Origin of the sequence: Oceanobacter sp. 3_MG-2023, assembly GCF_030688925.1 — a bacterium.
In the GTDB taxonomy this organism is placed as follows: domain Bacteria; phylum Pseudomonadota; class Gammaproteobacteria; order Pseudomonadales; family Oceanobacteraceae; genus Oceanobacter.
On the sequence record NZ_JAUYVX010000008.1, the window covers coordinates 92,991 to 108,617 of the forward strand.

Annotated in this window: 15 protein-coding genes; 12 read left to right on the plus strand and 3 right to left on the minus strand. The window is 54.8% G+C overall.

The annotated features are described in order from the left end of the window. Window positions 1-35: 35 nt before the first annotated feature. The 8 genes from Q8W32_RS09085 (at window position 36) to Q8W32_RS09120 (ending at window position 6,990) form a co-directional block, all read left to right on the plus strand. Window positions 36-1,085: an ABC transporter ATP-binding protein gene (locus Q8W32_RS09085; RefSeq protein ID WP_305414624.1), complete on the plus strand. Its 1,050-nt coding sequence runs from the start codon at window positions 36-38 to the stop codon at window positions 1,083-1,085. A gap of 1 nt (window position 1,086) precedes the next feature. Continuing rightward, window positions 1,087-2,055 carry an ABC transporter permease gene (locus tag Q8W32_RS09090; protein ID WP_305414625.1) on the plus strand — a complete coding sequence of 323 codons (969 nt, stop codon included), beginning with the start codon at window positions 1,087-1,089 and terminating at the stop codon, window positions 2,053-2,055. Beyond that, entirely contained in the window at window positions 2,045-2,854 is an 810-nt protein-coding gene (locus Q8W32_RS09095) for an ABC transporter permease (RefSeq protein WP_303434125.1), read from the plus strand. Before Q8W32_RS09090 ends, Q8W32_RS09095 begins: the two co-directional genes overlap by 11 nt. 84 nt (window positions 2,855-2,938) lie before the next feature. Further along, window positions 2,939-4,375: a gamma-aminobutyraldehyde dehydrogenase gene (locus Q8W32_RS09100; RefSeq protein ID WP_305414627.1), complete on the plus strand. Its 1,437-nt coding sequence runs from the start codon at window positions 2,939-2,941 to the stop codon at window positions 4,373-4,375. Window positions 4,376-4,752: 377 nt separating this feature from the next. Further along, on the plus strand, window positions 4,753-5,400 hold the full coding sequence (locus Q8W32_RS09105; RefSeq protein WP_305414629.1) for a cysteine hydrolase family protein: 648 nt from the start codon (window positions 4,753-4,755) through the stop codon (window positions 5,398-5,400). 45 nt (window positions 5,401-5,445) lie between these two features. Beyond that, window positions 5,446-6,348, plus strand: coding sequence for an EamA family transporter RarD (rarD, locus tag Q8W32_RS09110; RefSeq protein WP_303434129.1), 903 nt, complete (start codon window positions 5,446-5,448; stop codon window positions 6,346-6,348). A 131-nt stretch (window positions 6,349-6,479) separates the two neighbouring features. Then, complete coding sequence (locus tag Q8W32_RS09115) at window positions 6,480-6,734, plus strand: type II toxin-antitoxin system Phd/YefM family antitoxin (protein ID WP_303434130.1); 255 nt, start codon at window positions 6,480-6,482, stop codon at window positions 6,732-6,734. Then, window positions 6,727-6,990, plus strand: coding sequence for a Txe/YoeB family addiction module toxin (locus Q8W32_RS09120; RefSeq protein WP_305414631.1), 264 nt, complete (start codon window positions 6,727-6,729; stop codon window positions 6,988-6,990). Before Q8W32_RS09115 ends, Q8W32_RS09120 begins: the two co-directional genes overlap by 8 nt. A 156-nt stretch (window positions 6,991-7,146) precedes the next feature. On the opposite strand, the gene Q8W32_RS09125 is transcribed toward Q8W32_RS09120, so the two are convergent. Together Q8W32_RS09125 and Q8W32_RS09130 are read right to left on the minus strand one after the other, a co-directional pair. Further along, complete coding sequence (locus Q8W32_RS09125) at window positions 7,147-8,484, minus strand: aminotransferase (RefSeq protein WP_305414633.1); 1,338 nt, start codon at window positions 8,482-8,484, stop codon at window positions 7,147-7,149. A gap of 200 nt (window positions 8,485-8,684) precedes the next feature. Continuing rightward, on the minus strand, window positions 8,685-10,145 hold the full coding sequence (locus tag Q8W32_RS09130; RefSeq protein ID WP_303434133.1) for an NAD-dependent succinate-semialdehyde dehydrogenase: 1,461 nt from the start codon (window positions 10,143-10,145) through the stop codon (window positions 8,685-8,687). 300 nt (window positions 10,146-10,445) lie between these two features. On the opposite strand from Q8W32_RS09130, the gene Q8W32_RS09135 reads away from it, so the two are divergent. Then, entirely contained in the window at window positions 10,446-11,726 is a 1,281-nt protein-coding gene (locus Q8W32_RS09135; protein WP_305414634.1) for an FAD-binding oxidoreductase, read from the plus strand. 48 nt (window positions 11,727-11,774) lie between these two features. Here Q8W32_RS09135 and Q8W32_RS09140 read toward each other — a convergent pair whose 3' ends face one another. Further along, the gene (locus tag Q8W32_RS09140) at window positions 11,775-11,996 is read right to left on the minus strand and encodes a hypothetical protein (protein WP_303434135.1); all 222 of its coding nucleotides are present in this window, start codon (window positions 11,994-11,996) and stop codon (window positions 11,775-11,777) included. Window positions 11,997-12,291: 295 nt separating this feature from the next. On the opposite strand from Q8W32_RS09140, the gene Q8W32_RS09145 reads away from it, so the two are divergent. The 3 genes from Q8W32_RS09145 (at window position 12,292) to Q8W32_RS09155 (ending at window position 15,622) form a co-directional block, all read left to right on the plus strand. Next, the gene (locus Q8W32_RS09145; protein ID WP_303434136.1) at window positions 12,292-13,671 is read left to right on the plus strand and encodes an NAD(P)-binding domain-containing protein; all 1,380 of its coding nucleotides are present in this window, start codon (window positions 12,292-12,294) and stop codon (window positions 13,669-13,671) included. A 113-nt stretch (window positions 13,672-13,784) separates the two neighbouring features. Further along, window positions 13,785-14,132: a cupin domain-containing protein gene (locus tag Q8W32_RS09150; RefSeq protein ID WP_303434137.1), complete on the plus strand. Its 348-nt coding sequence runs from the start codon at window positions 13,785-13,787 to the stop codon at window positions 14,130-14,132. Window positions 14,133-14,530: 398 nt separating this feature from the next. Next, window positions 14,531-15,622 carry a BMP family ABC transporter substrate-binding protein gene (locus Q8W32_RS09155; protein ID WP_370693324.1) on the plus strand — a complete coding sequence of 364 codons (1,092 nt, stop codon included), beginning with the start codon at window positions 14,531-14,533 and terminating at the stop codon, window positions 15,620-15,622. Window positions 15,623-15,627 lie beyond the last annotated feature (5 nt).

Consider the following 15,627-nt stretch of genomic DNA (forward strand, 5'->3'; position numbering starts at 1 on the left):
GCCCGGCAATGCGTTCACAGGACACGATATATTTTATGAATACCGCTGTTGAGTTTTGCCAAACCAGCCGCTGCTTCGGCGATGTCCGGGCAGTTGATCAGGTCTCGCTGAAAATTGCAGAAGGCGAGTTTTTTTCCATGCTGGGGCCTTCGGGTTCCGGCAAAACCACCTGCCTGCGGCTGATTGCCGGGTTCGAGCAACCGGACGATGGCCATGTCATCATTCATGGCCGCGACGCTACCGGGCTTCCGCCGTACCAGCGTAACGTCAATACGGTGTTTCAGGACTACGCCCTGTTTCCCCATATGAACGTGCTCGACAACATTGCCTATGGGCTGATGGTCAAGGGCGTCAATAAAAAAGAGCGCCAGCATCGCGCCGCCGAAGCGCTGGATATGGTGGCGCTGGGGCAGTATGGCCAACGCAAGCCGGCGCAACTGTCTGGTGGTCAGCGTCAGCGGATTGCATTGGCCCGGGCATTGGTCAATCGCCCCAGGGTGCTGCTGCTGGACGAGCCGCTGGGGGCACTGGATCTGAAATTACGCGAGCAAATGCAAGGGGAACTGAAACGGCTGCAACGCCAGCTCGGTATCACTTTTGTGTTTGTTACCCACGACCAGACCGAGGCGCTGTCGATGTCGGATCGCGTGGCGGTGTTTAACCAGGGCCGGATTGAGCAACTGGATTCACCCCGCAACCTGTACAACCAGCCGCAAACGGCGTTTGTGGCCGGTTTTGTCGGTTCTTCCAATGTCTTGCACGGTGCACTGGCGCAGCAATTGTCGGGAAAATCCGCCGCGCTGGCGATTCGACCGGAATATATTTCGATCAGGCACTCCGGCTCCGCTGTTCCATCGGACACGGCATCCACCGAGCTCATCAACCTGCCCGGGGTGATTAAAGACGTGCAATATCAGGGCTCAAACACCCGTATTGAAGTGGAGCTGGAACCCGGTGTCAGCATCGCCGCCTCCGAGGCCAACAGCCTGTTGTCGAACCACACCGCACGGTTGCCGGGGCAATCGGTTCAGGTCAGCTGGAGCCGTCAGGCCATGGTGTCTTTGCGGGATAACGCGAGTGTCTGACATGACTTCAAGATCGTCACTGCCAGCGGCTGACAACAGCCCTGTTTTCACGCCGCCATCCGGGCTGCTGTATCGGGCGGCGGATCGGCTTTATCGTCGCCCCAATCTGCTGCTGGCCTTACTGCTGCTACCGCCGCTGCTGTGGTTTGGCTCGGTGTATATTGCCTCGCTGCTGGCGCTGTTATGGCAAGGGCTGTACACCTTCGACGACTTCACCATGCTGGTGAACCATACCCTGACGCTGGAAAACTATGCCCGGCTGTTTGATCCCGCCAACTTCGACATCATCCTGCGTACCCTGCTGATGGCGCTGGCGGTCTCGGCGTTCAGTGCGATATTGGCTTTCCCGGTGGCGTATTATATGGCGCGTTACGCCAGTGGTCGTATCAAGGCCTTTTTCTATCTTGCCGTGATGCTGCCGATGTGGACCAGTTACATCGTCAAGGCTTATGCCTGGACGCTGCTGCTGGCACAGGAAGGGGTGTCGCAGTGGTTTGTTCATCTGCTCGGTCTGACACCGTTGCTGGATGCGCTACTGGCGCTTCCCGGTGTGGGAGGCAATACGCTATCGACTTCCAGTCTCGGGCGTTTTCTGGTGTTCACCTACATCTGGTTGCCTTTTATGATTCTGCCGATTCAGGCATCGCTGGAACGCCTGCCACCGTCGCTGTTGCAGGCCTCTTCCGACCTCGGCGCTACTCCGTTCAGAACCTTCCGCCACGTTATTCTGCCGTTGTCGGTACCGGGGATTGCCGCCGGTTCCATCTTTACCTTTTCTCTGACTCTGGGGGATTACATTGTGCCGCAACTGGTGGGACCGCCGGGCCTGTTCCTTGGCAGTATGGTGTACGTACAACAAGGGTCGATTGGCAACATGCCAATGGCCGCCGCATTTACGCTGGTGCCGATTGTGCTGATTGCGATTTATCTGTCGATTGTGAAACGTATGGGAGCTTTTGATGCACTCTGATCAACACGCCAGTGTGTGGCTGAAATGCGCCGCCTGGGGCGGTCTGGTGTTCCTGCACTTCCCCATTGTGATTATTGCGATGTATGCCTTTAACACCGAGGAGTCGGCTTTCAGCTTCCCACCCAAGGGATTTACCCTGCACTGGTTCAGCGTCGCCTTCGGACGGGCTGATGTGCTGGAGTCGATTGGCCTGTCGCTGAAAATTGCCAGCCTTGCCACTGCGATTGCCATGGTGCTGGGCACGCTGGCAGCGGCGGCCATGTATCGCCGTTCGTTTTTCGGTAAAGACAGCATCACCCTGATGTTGATTCTGCCCATTGCCCTGCCCGGTATTATCACCGGTCTGGCACTGTTGCAGGCCTTCCAGGCCATGGATATCCAGCCCGGTATCCTTACCATTGTTGTCGGCCATGCCACCTTTTGTGTGGTGATTGTTTACAACAATGTGGTGGCGCGTTTTCGGCGCACTTCCGGCAGCCTGATCGAAGCCTCGATGGATCTTGGCGCGGATGGCTGGCAGACCTTTCGCTATATCCTGTTGCCAAATCTGGGCACCGCCATGCTGGCCGGGGGCATGCTGGCGTTTGCGCTGTCGTTTGATGAACTGATTGTCACCACCTTTACTGCCGGTCACGAAAAACCTCTGCCGATCTGGCTGCTGAACCAGCTGACCCGACCACGGGATGTGCCAGTCACCAACGTGGTTGCCCTGATGGTAATGCTCGCCACCATGGTGCCGGTTTTTCTGGCGTACCTCCTTACCAAGGGTGGCGATGACGTTGCCGGTAGCGGTAAATAACGAGGCAATCTTTCATGAGCACTGACCTATCCACTTTATCTGACACCTGTCCGACCTATCGTCTGAACCAAGAGGCCCAATACCATGCCCACTACCATGCTTAATAAAATGCTGATCAACGGCGAACTGATTGCTGGCGAAGGCAAGCAACTGGAAGTATTTAATCCGGCCACTGGCGAGGTACTGTGCCGGATTGCCGAAGCCACCGACGCCCAGGTCAACACCGCCGTCAGTGCCGCTGATGACGCTTTCGACAGCTGGAGCCAGCAAGCGCCCAAAGACCGCGCTTACCTGCTGCTGCAATTGGCCGATCGTATTGAAGCCATGGGCGAAGAGCTTGCCCGCCTCGAATGTAACGACACCGGCAAACCCTTTGCCGCCATGCAGGACGACGAAATCCCGGCTGTTGCGGATGTCTTCCGCTTTTTTGCCGGTGCCTCCCGTTGTCTCAGTGGTTCCGCAGCGGCCGAATACCTGCCCGGTTTTACTTCCATGATTCGCCGTGATCCGCTCGGTGTTGTGGCTTCCATCGCGCCCTGGAATTACCCCTTGATGATGGCTTCCTGGAAGCTGGCACCCGCGCTCGCCGCCGGTAACTGTGTGGTACTCAAGCCATCGGAGCTAACCCCGCTGACCACTCTCAAGCTGGGTGAAATCATGCAGGAGATTTTCCCGGCGGGCGTCGTCAACACGGTGTTTGGCGGCGGTGCCAGCGTCGGAGCCACGCTGACCACTCACCCGGGAGTGCGTATGGTGTCGCTGACCGGCTCGATCGCCACCGGCCAGAAAATCGTGCAATCCAGCACCGAAGATATGAAACGCACCCATATGGAACTGGGTGGCAAGGCACCGGTACTGATTTTTGATGATGCGGATATCGACGACGCCGTCGAAAGTTTGCGGGCCTTCGGCTACTACAACGCCGGACAGGACTGTACCGCCGCCTGTCGCATCTACGCCCAGAAAGGTGTGTACCAGCAGCTGGTCGATAAACTGACCGCGGCCGTCTCCACCATCAAAATCGGCAGCCAGTACGAAGACGGCACGGAAATGGGGCCGCTGGTTTCCCAGGCTCACCTCGAACGGGTGGCCGGTTTTGTGGATCGCGCCCGCGAACAACCGCATATCACCATCGCCACCGGTGGCAAGATTGCCGATCGCGCAGGCTATTTCTACGAGCCGACCCTGATTGTTGGTGCCCGGCAGGAAGATGAAATCGTCCGCCGTGAAGTCTTTGGCCCGGTGGTCTCGATCACCGAATTCGACACCGAAGCCCAGGCTCTGGCCTGGGCCAACGACTCCGATTACGGCCTCGCCTCGTCCCTCTGGACCGCTGACACCGGTCGTGCAGCCCGCCTCAGCGCCCGCTTGCAATACGGCTGCACCTGGGTCAATACCCACTTTATGCTGACCAGCGAAATGCCCCATGGCGGCATGAAAATGTCGGGTTATGGCAAGGATATGTCGATGTACGGCCTGGAAGACTACACCACCGTCCGTCATGTAATGATCAAGCATTGAGTTGACCAACATCCGCAGGGTTGTCCGGTGTGATGCCCTGCAAGCATTCCGATACGATCACTCCTGCCTGGCAGCGGAGGATTGATGCGAGGTTCGGCCGCGGTCACGGCATCACCTTCCCTGCCGCCATTATGCCACCACCAGAACCCGCAGGCGGTCTGCCAACACGCCTGCCACACCCGCCTTGCCACACACCCTGCCTTACCGCATCACCAGCGCGGATCAGCACCCAGAGATGGCCGGTTAGTACGCCCTTGCTGTCAAAGCGGATGCCAACCCGGTTCGTTTTCATGTCATGGTAGCCATCGCCGTCGTGGTAAACATGGCTGCAATGCCGAATACCAGTAATCAGTAACATAGAAAGAGGTCAGCGAACCATGTTGAAAAAAGTTGAATGGGCCATTAACCCCCGGCGCACAGCGCTGATTATTGTTGATATGCAAAAGATTTTTTGCGAGCAGGACGGTGCCTTGTTTGTGCCGTCAAGCAGGGCCATTATTGCGCCCATCAAACGCCTGTCCGAATACATGCGTGCCGCGGCCATGCCAGTAATTTATTTACGCCATGTAGTGCGGGGAGATGGCTCTGACACCGGGCGTTTCCGCGACTTGTATCCGGATGCCGATGCCCAGTTTGCGCGTTCCAACCCGGCCATTGAAGTGATCGATGAGCTGCAGCCACAAGACGGTGACATTGTCGTCGACAAGTTGTTTTACAGTGGTTTTCATAACACCGATCTCGACATGATCCTGCGGATGAAAGACATCGATACCCTGATTGTCTGCGGCACGGTGACCAATGTCTGCTGTGAAACGACCATGCGAGATGGTGTACACCGCGAATACCGGATGATTGCGCTAAGCGATGCCAATGCAGCCATGCCCTATCCGGATATGGGGTTTGGTGAGGTATCGGCAGACGAGGTACAACGCATTGCCCTGACGGCGATGGCCTACGAATTTGGTGAAGTCACCAATACTGCCGATCTGATGCAGCGCATCCATAGCGCGCTGCAAAACGAATGATTAACGTCTGATACGCCCTCTGCCGACAGCGGGCATGGGAGTTTTATGTTGTTTACAGGCGTTCTGCTGTCCATTGCGGCCTCCGTGTTGTTTGGCCTGCTGTCGTATTACAGTGTGTTGTTATCGCCTCTGGATGGGCCGTCGGTCTTCGGCTGGCGGATCATTTTTTCACTGCTGATCTTTGCTTTGCTAGTGCTGTTTAGCCGCAGCAGCCAGCGTGTTTGGACCGATATCCGACGTTTGTTTGGCCGCCCCGGCAATGGCTTCTCGACCTTGCTCTGTAGCGGCCTGATTGCAATGCAACTCGCGCTGTTTGGCTGGGCACCGATGAACGGTGAAGGTCAGGCGCTGGCGATGGGGTATTTTCTGCTGCCTCTGCTTATGGTGGTGATCGGGCGCTTTCTGTATCACGAAACCATCCGTCCATTACAAGCACTGGCGGTGACTCTGGCGCTGGCCGGGGTGCTGGCCGGATTGATATTGCATGGCCACTTTTCACCGGTATCCCTGATTGTAATGCTGGGTTTTCCACCCTATTTCATGCTCAGGAAACGGCTGGCCCTGAAAGGGTTGAGTGGTATTTTTATCGAGCATCTGGTGATGCTGCCCCCGGCCCTGATCATATTGTTTATGTGGGACTTTAATGCCGATTTTTTTGTGGCGCGGGAGGCGTCATCCTGGCCGGTACTGATCGGGCTTGGTCTACTCAGCAGTACGGCGCTGTTTTGTTATCTGGGAGCCGGGCAACGCCTGCCTTTTGCTCTGTTTGGTATGTTGGGTTATGTCGAACCGCTGTTGCTGTTTGTGGTGGCCTTGCTGTTGGGTGAGCCCTTTGTTGCAGCGGATCTGTGGATGTATGTCCCTATCTGGCTGGCGGTGCTGTTGCTGGTGCTTCATGGCGTCCGGCAGCTGGGCCGACAGCCACGGCCTGCACTACCTCGCTTCTGAAAAGCTGGATCTTTACAAAGCCGCGCGGACTGAGGGCGTTAACTGCCAAGACGAAGTTATGCACAACATTCTGTACATGTATTTATCTTCAAGCTAGACTTGTGCTATATCCTGTACAAGTGAGATACACAATGAGAATTGTCTCTTTTACTGAAGCCCGAAATGGTCTAAAAGCCGTCTTGGACAATGTTATTAACGATGCGGATACTACTGTAATCACTCGTCGTGACTCTGAAGATGCTGTTGTAATGTCATTGGATTACTACAACAGCCTTATGGAAACTGTACATTTACTTCGCTCACCAGCGAACGCCGAACACTTAAATCGTTCAATTACGCAGTTTAAAACGGGTAAAACGACTCAGCGAGATCTTATTGATGAGTGACAGGTTATTATCATGGACTGATGAAGCCTGGAATAGTTACGTTTATTGGCAGACTCAAGACAAGAAAACCTTGAAACGCATCGATACCTTGATTACCGATGTTCAGCGTTCTCCGTTTGATGGAATTGGAAAACCGGAAGCCCTTAAAGAAAACCTTTCAGGCTTCTGGTCTCGCAGAATAGATGATACCAATCGTTTGGTATACGCCGTGGATGATACGGCAATTATTGTTATCTCGTGTCGCTACCATTACTAATAAGTGGCAGCTAACAATCAAATGTTGGGGACACAAACACGTGGGCTGCTTCGCAGGATACCCCACGCAGCCACAAAAAAGCCCCCGCAAGCGGAGGCAAATGCTTCTGCCAGATGCCGGAGCATTGGCAACCAGGCAAGGGAATCGATGAACGATTCAGCCCTGTTTTTGTACAAACGCCAGCGTGTCGTCCAGAGCCCGGCCCATTTTGTCGATGATTTCGTCGATCTGGGCTTCGGTCGTGATCAGTGGCGGACACAGCGCCAGTGATGACCCTGCCACCGGGCGACTGATCAACCCATGCTCCTGACAGGCGTTAGCTCCAAAGTAACCAACCTTGCCATCCGGGAAAGCAGCCTTGGTTTCCTTGTCCGCCACCATTTCAATGGCAGCGATCATGCCGGTACCACGCACTTCGCCCACTAACGGGTGGTCGTTGAATTCACGCAGCCGGGTTTGCAGGTAGTCACCGGTGGCTGCGGCTTTGGCAAAGAGGTTGTCGCGCTGATAGATTTCCAGGGTTTTTAATGCCACGGCACAGGCCAGCGGGTGGGCGGAATAGGTGTAGCCATGGCCAAATACACCCAGCTTGTTGCAAGGGTCGATCATGGCTTCGTACATATCACCCCGGATCACGGAAGCTGAAATCGGCACATAAGCGGATGACAGCTGTTTGGCAAAACTCATCATATCGGGCTTGATACCCATGGTGGTGGAGCCAAAGTCGTTGCCGGTACGGCCAAAGCCGGTGATCACTTCGTCGGCCCAGAACAGGATGTCGTATTTGTTCAGGGTGGCCTGTACTTTTTCATAATAACCGGCAGGCGGTACGATCACGCCGGAGGCACCGGTAATCGGTTCAGCAATAAAGGCAGCGATGGTTTCCGGGCCTTCACGCACAATCATGGCTTCCAGATTGGCGACTATACGGTCAACAAACTGGCTTTCGCTTTCGCCGTCCAGCTTGCCGCGCAGGTAATGCGGTGCATCGGTGCGCAGAATCCCCATGGCCTCGACCGGCAGGTCAAAGTTGGCCTGGTTGATGGGCAACCCGGTCAGACAGGCGGCCGCAACGGTGACACCATGGTAAGAACGTTCACGGGCGATGATCTTGCGTTTTTCCGGCTTGCCGATGGCAGCAAAGTAGTAACGCAGCAGCTTGATCTGGGTGTCGTTGGCATCGGAACCGGAGCTGCCAAAAAAGACGCGGGCATTGTCGACCGGCACCATGGCGGTCAGTGTGTCTGCCAGCTGCATGCCGACATCGTGGGTTTTGCCGCTGAACATATGGGCAAACGACAGGGTTTCCATCTGTTTGACAGCGGCTTCGATCAGTTCGGCATTATTGTAACCCAGTGAAGCGCACCACAATCCCGACATACCTTCGAGGTATTGCTTGCCCTGGTCGTCGTACACGTAGATACCGTCACCCCGAGCGATGTTCATCGTTTCGGTAGCGGCGAAGTTGGTGGTGGGGTAAATCATGTGAGACATAGCAACCTCGATATTCGTCACCCGGCTTGGCGGGATGGATGGGTAATAAGGGCGAGTTCTGCGGCAGGGCTCGTCCGCTGGTATATTGTTGTGCCTGGTTTATTGTGCCTGGTTGGATAACCGGGTCAGTGCTGGTGCTGATCCAGCGCCGGTATGGCGACGGCTGGATAACCGTCGCCAATCGGGTCTTCAATCCGCTGTTACAGCCCGCCGAGGCAGATCAGTTTGGTTTCGAGATAATCATCCAGCCCATACTTCGAGCCTTCGCGGCCCTGGCCGGATTCTTTCACGCCGCCAAAAGGAATGGCTTCTGAGCTGATGGCGGTTTCGTTGACACCCACCATGCCAAAATCAATGGCTTCTGAAACCCGCCAGATACGGCTCAGGTTCTGGGTAAACACATACGCTGCCAGGCCATATTCGGTGCTGTTGGCCAATGCAATCGCTTCGTCATCGGTTTCAAAGCGGAAAACGGGGGCAACCGGGCCAAAGATTTCTTCGCGGAAAACACGCATATCCGGCGTGGCATCGGCCAGAATGGTCGGTTGATAGAAGCGGCTTCCCTGCTCCGCAGGCGCACCACCAATCACTACCCGTGCCCCTTGGGCTACGGCGTCTTTGACTTTTTCATCCACCCCCTGGGCGGCCTTGTCGGTAATCAACGGGCCATGGGTGGTATTGCTATCCTGACCGGCACCCAGACGGAATTCACTCACGGCCTCTGACAGACGTTCGATAAAACGGTCGTAAATACCGGACTGTACCAACAGGCGATTGGAACAGATGCAGGTCTGACCGGAATTGCGGAATTTGGAAATCAACGCGCCGTTAATGGCCTGATCCAGATCGGCATCATCAAAGATGATAATAGGGGCATTACCCCCCAGCTCCATGGAAGTGCGCTTGACGGTATCGGCGCATTGTTTCATCAGCAGCTTGCCCACCGGGGTTGAGCCGGTAAAGGTTACCTTGCGCACCAGAGGGCTACTGGTCAGTTCGTTCCCAATGGCGGGGGCATCGGAGCCGACAACCATATTGATCACCCCGGCCGGGACGCCGGCCTGTTGCGCCAGCACGCCCAGCGCCAATGCCGACAACGGGGTTTCCGCTGCCGGTTTGCAGACGATGGTACAACCCGCGGCCAAGGCCGGAGCCATTTTGCGTGCCAGCATGGCGCTGGGGAAATTCCACGGTGTAATGGCGGCCACAACACCCACCGGTTGCTTGATCACGATATTGCGGCGATCGGCTTGTGCCGCCGGAATCACATCACCATAAATACGTCGTGCTTCTTCTGCGAACCACTTGATATAGGAAGCACCATAAAGCACCTCGCCCTTGGCTTCTGCCAGCGGTTTGCCTTGTTCTGCAGTCAGGATCGACGCCAGTTCATCCACATGCTGAACCACCAGGTCGTACCAGGCTTCCAGAATCCGGCTGCGTTTGGTGGCACTGGTGGCCGACCAGCCGGGTAAAGCGGTATGAGCTGCATCGATGGCGCGGCGGGTTTCTGCCGCGCCCATATCCGCTACCGAGACCAGCGCGTCACCGGTTGCCGGGTTATCGACCACCAGCGTCGTGTGCTGGTCGGCATCGACCCATGCGCCATTAATCAGTCCCTGTGTTTTTACCAGCAGGCTGTTTTGGAGTAACACATTCATAGTTTCTCGACCTGTTATTCGACTTTACGTTGTTATAGCGTGCAGAAATCTGCCAATAAATACAGCCAGATCATCGCTTATGTTGATAAAACCTTACGTATTATCGTCGCTGGGGAGTCCGGCCAGAAGCTGAGCCGCAAACCAGACCGCTCTGAAAGCTCCGGCCCATGCCTGTGGTGCTATCAAATCACTCTGGCTAACAGCAGGATATATCCCCCGGTGGGTATGGCGACCAGACAGCCGTCGCCCTATCTTGGGAGCATCGGGCCAGCCCCTCAATCCGCCCCAGAGAGACCTACGATGACAGCCACCTATCCTTCTTCATATTATGCTGCCTCGGCCAATCCACAGCCGCAACGTCCAGCCCTGCATGACCATATCACCGCCGATGTCTGCGTCATTGGTGCGGGTTACACCGGCCTGTCGACAGCGTTACATCTGGCTGAGCGCGGCTTTTCCGTTGTGGTTCTGGAAGCCAGCCGTATCGGCTTTGGGGCCTCCGGTCGTAACGGCGGCCAGATTGTTCACAGCTATAGCCGCGACATGGATTTTATTGCCCAGCATTACGGCCAGAAAACGGCCAATGCCATGGGCAAGATGGCGTTTGAGGGTGGGCAGATTATTCGCCGTCTGGTCAAGCAGTACGATATTCAGTGTGATCTCAAGGACGGCGGTATTTTTGCGGCCTGCAACCCGAAACAACTGCGCGAACTGGAAGCCAAAAAAGCCCTCTGGGAGCAGCACGGTCATCAACAGATGGAGATGCTCGATGCGCACCAGGTGCAGGAATATGTTGGTACCGAGCGCTACACCGGGGCCTTGCTGGATCATAGTGGTGGCCATATTCATCCGCTGAATCTGGCGCTGGGTGAGGCGGCGGCGATTGAATCAATGGGGGGCCGGCTCTTTGAAGACTCGCCAGTGATTGATGTCCAGCAAGGCAACCCGGCGGTGGTCAAAACCGCACAAGGGCAGGTAACGGCCAATTTTGTGATGGTGGCAGGCAATGCCTATCTCAATGGCCTGCTGCCGAAGCTGCAACAAAAAGCCATGCCCTGTGGCACCCAGGTGATTACCACAGCACCACTCAGTCTGGCGTTGCAGCGTCAGCTGTTGCCAGGGGATCACTGTGTTGAAGACTGTAATTATCTGCTGGATTATTTCCGCCTCAGTGGTGATGGCCGACTGATTTATGGCGGTGGTGTCACCTATGGCGCGCGGGAGCCTGACAAGGTGGAAGCGTTGATTCGCCCCAAAATGCTGAAAACCTTTCCGATGTTGAAAGACGTCAAGATTGACTATGCCTGGACCGGTAACTTCCTGTTGACGCTGATGCGGCTGCCGCAATTTGGTCGAATTGGCGACAATGTCTATTACGCTCAAGGCTACAGCGGCCATGGCGTTACCTCGACACACCTTGCCGGAGAATTGATCGCCAGTGCGATTCAGGGTCAGGCAGAACGTTTTGATGTGATGGCCAGCTTGCCGCAATACCCGTTCCCGGGCGGCCGTCTGATGCGTATTCCTTACACTGCCATGGGCGCCTTTTATTACGACATGCGAGACAAACTGGGCATCTAGCGACTCCAAACCACTGCCGCCCTTTAAGCGGCAGTGGGCGGGTGATGCTTAATAACTTGAATTAGGCGCAGAGTCCGGATTGATTTCCCCATCCACTTCGTCTGGATCCACTCCGTTTTCCAGCAATATCTCCCTGACAGCCGCGATTTGATCCAGCACTATCTGGTAGCGATCGCCGTATTCATACTTTGTAACCTCTATGGCTTTTGGCATATAGGTAAAGGCTATCTTGAACGCATACAGTGCCGGTTCACTCATTTTATCGCTCATACAACATACCTCTTCAAATCCATTTTCATGTCTGCGGCTACCCGTATTGCCGCTGCAGACGTTACCTGGCACGGTCAGTCTGCTACCCTGAACGCCTGTTAATAACAATACGCTCAAAATACTAAGGCAATATCATCAGCAACTACAACAGCAAAACGGCGACTTTTGCCCGTCACTTACCCCAACCTAACCCTGACCTAACCCCTTTTGCGTACCCTCACGGGGGAATACCCCTGATGCATCAATCGTCATAAATTTTTCCCCACAATAATTTTTCTGTAGCAGGAGAAAAGACATGACTCAACGCGTTGCGATTATTGGCGCTGGCCCAAGCGGCCTGGCCCAACTCCGAGCCTTTCAGTCCGCCCAGTCCAAAGGTGCCGACATCCCTGAACTGGTTTGTTTCGAAAAACAATCCGACTGGGGCGGCCAGTGGAACTACACCTGGCGCACCGGTCTGGATGAGAACGGCGAACCCGTGCCCAGCTCCATGTACCGCTATCTGTGGTCTAATGGCCCGAAAGAAGCACTGGAATTTGCCGACTACAGCTTTGATGAACATTTCGGCAAACCCATTGCCTCCTACCCACCACGTGAAGTGCTGTGGGACTACATCAAGGGTCGAGTGGAAAAAGCCGATGTCCGCAAGTACATCCGTTTCAACTCCCCGGTTCGTCATATTGAATACAACAAAGCCGACGACAACTTCACTGTCTCGGTTCACGACCACAATAACGACACCGTATACGAAGAAGTTTTTGACTTTGTGGTAGTGGCCAGCGGTCACTTCTCAACCCCATTTGTACCGGAATACCCAGGCTTCGAAAGTTTTGGCGGCCGTATTCTGCACGCTCATGACTTCCGCGATGCACTGGAATTCAAAGACAAGGACATCCTTGTTGTTGGCTCCAGCTACTCTGCTGAAGACATCGGTTCCCAGTGTTACAAATACGGCGCTCGCTCTATTACTTCCTGCTACCGCAGTGCGCCGATGGGTTACAAATGGCCAGCCAACTGGGAAGAAAAACCGGCCATGACCCACGTTGAAGGCAACACCGTGTTCTTTTCTGATGGCAGCAGCAAACAGGTCGATGCCATTATTCTGTGTACCGGTTACCTGCACTCGTTCCCGTTCCTGCCAGAAGAGCTGCGCCTGAAAACCAACAACCGCCTGTGGCCTCTGGGTCTCTACAAAGGCGTCGTCTGGGAAGAAAACACCAAGTTGTTCTACCTCGGCATGCAAGACCAGTGGTACAGCTTCAATATGTTTGATGCCCAGGCCTGGTACACCCGTGACGTCATCATGGGCCGTATTCCTTTACCATCGAAAGCAGAGATGGAAGCACACAGTGCCCAGTGGCGTGAAAACGAGCTCAAGCTGGAAACCGACAAGGAAAACTACGAGTTCCAGGGTGCCTATATTCAGGATCTGATCGACGATACCGATTACCCGAGCTTTGATATTCCGGCGGTGAACGAGACGTTCCTGATCTGGAAGAAACACAAGAAGCAAGACATCATGACCTTCCGTGATTATTCCTTCCCGTCAGTAATGACCGGTACGCCGTCTCCGGCTCACCACACGCCGTGGTTGTATGCCCTGGACGACTCCCTTGAGGCTTACCTCAACGACGAACCCAAGCCCGAAGAAATCAAGCGCGCCGCTGGGGAATAATTCCTCAGTTTGCCCTCTCTGGCACCACGGTGGCAGAGAGGATTTGCCCAAGCTGTTTGTTCTATCCCTGCGCGCCATGCGCATCTTTGTCAGATTCCATCGAGGCCCATACCATGACTGTTACCAAGATTCCTGCACCTTCCGTTGAGGTAATCACCGACGACCTGGCCGGTTGGTCCAAGGTCGAAGGCAATCCCACCATGAAAACCTGGATTGAATACACCTCCCCGGATGAATCCATGATCGCCGGTTGGTGGGAAGCCACCCCGGGCACCTATTACGCTGAATACGCTGGCTGGGAATTTATCCACGTCATTGAAGGCAAGGCCATCATCACCCCGGATGGCGGTGAAGCGGTTGAAATCGGCGCTGGTGATGCCGTGACTCTGGAGGCCAACTTCAAAGGCCATTGGAAAATCATTGAGCCGATCAAGAAGCACTTCACCATCAAACTGAAGTAACGCCCCGCCGTACGTATCCCCGCCAATCCGGCCCTCTGGCCCGATATGGATTAGCGGGGATCGCCAGCCCATCCCGCTTTCCTGTCTCTTGCCTGCCTCTTGCCTGATTATTCCCTGCCTCTTCCCACCCTCGGATCGTCTCTGCTACATTTGAGTGCCTGATCAATAACCCTATGCACCACTGCCAAGCATGCTCGACCGAACCCGGTTCCACCCTGGCGCTTTTGCATCCCGAACGACCTGATATTCCACACTCAAACGCCCATAATACCGGGGAATAAAATAAAACCGGGTTATCTCTCTCAGTTGGTCAGGATTTTGCTTATCTAAAATACTGTCCAAACGGTCAATTTTTTTTTAAACCGGCAATGTCACTTGCCACTACAGGAGAAGGACGGATGAAACGACGTCAATTTCACAAGCTGATCAGCGGTCTGGCCGCCGGAACCCTGATGGCTGCTCTTTCTATTCCCGCCGCGATGGCAGCTGATCCGTTTAAGGTTGGTTTTGTGTATGTCGGCCCAATCGGCGACCACGGCTGGTCTTATCAGCACGATCAGGGCCGCCTGTCGGTTGAAGAGTATTATGGTGACAAGGTTGAAACCACTTACGTTGAAAACGTAGCCGAAGGTGCGGACGCCGAGCGTGTGATTCGCAACCTCGCCAAAACCGGCCATGACCTGATCTTCACCACCTCGTTCGGCTTTATGAACCCGACCCTCAAAGTCGCCAAACAATTTCCCAAAGTAAAGTTTGAACACGCTACCGGTTACAAGACGTCCAAAAACATGGGCACTTACGTTTCCACCACTTACGAAGGCCGTTACATTGCTGGCTACGTGGCATCCCAGGTCACCAAGTCCAACAAGGTCGGCTACATTGCCTCGTTCCCGATTCCGGAAGTCATCCGTGATATCAACACCGTGCAACTCGCACTGAGCAAATACAACCCGGAAGCCGAGTTGAAAATCATCTGGGTCAACAGCTGGTTCGATCCGGGTAAAGAAGCGGATGCTGCCAACGCCATGATGGACCAGGGTGTGGATGTCATTCTGCAGCACACCGATTCACCTGCCGCCATGCAGGCTGCTGAACGTCGCGGCAAATACGCCGTTGGCCAGGCATCCGATATGTCCTCGTTTGGACCTAAGGCTCACCTGATGTCGGTCGTTGACGAATGGGGCCCGCACTACATCAATACCGTTAAAGCCGTTATGGATGGCACCTGGACAGCTTCTGCCCACGTCGAAGGCATGAAAGAAGGCGCGATTGTGGTACCTGGCTTCAACAAAAGCATTCCTGCCGATGTCGTCACTCATGCTGAAGAACTGATCGCAGGCATCAAGGATGGCAGTGTTTATCCTTTCACTGGCCCTCTGAAAGACAACAAGGGCGAATTGAAAGTACCGGCTGGTACCAAAATGACCTTCGCCGATCTGGAAAAAATGAACTGGTATGTTGAAGGCATCAAAGCCGACATTCCGAAGTAATACAC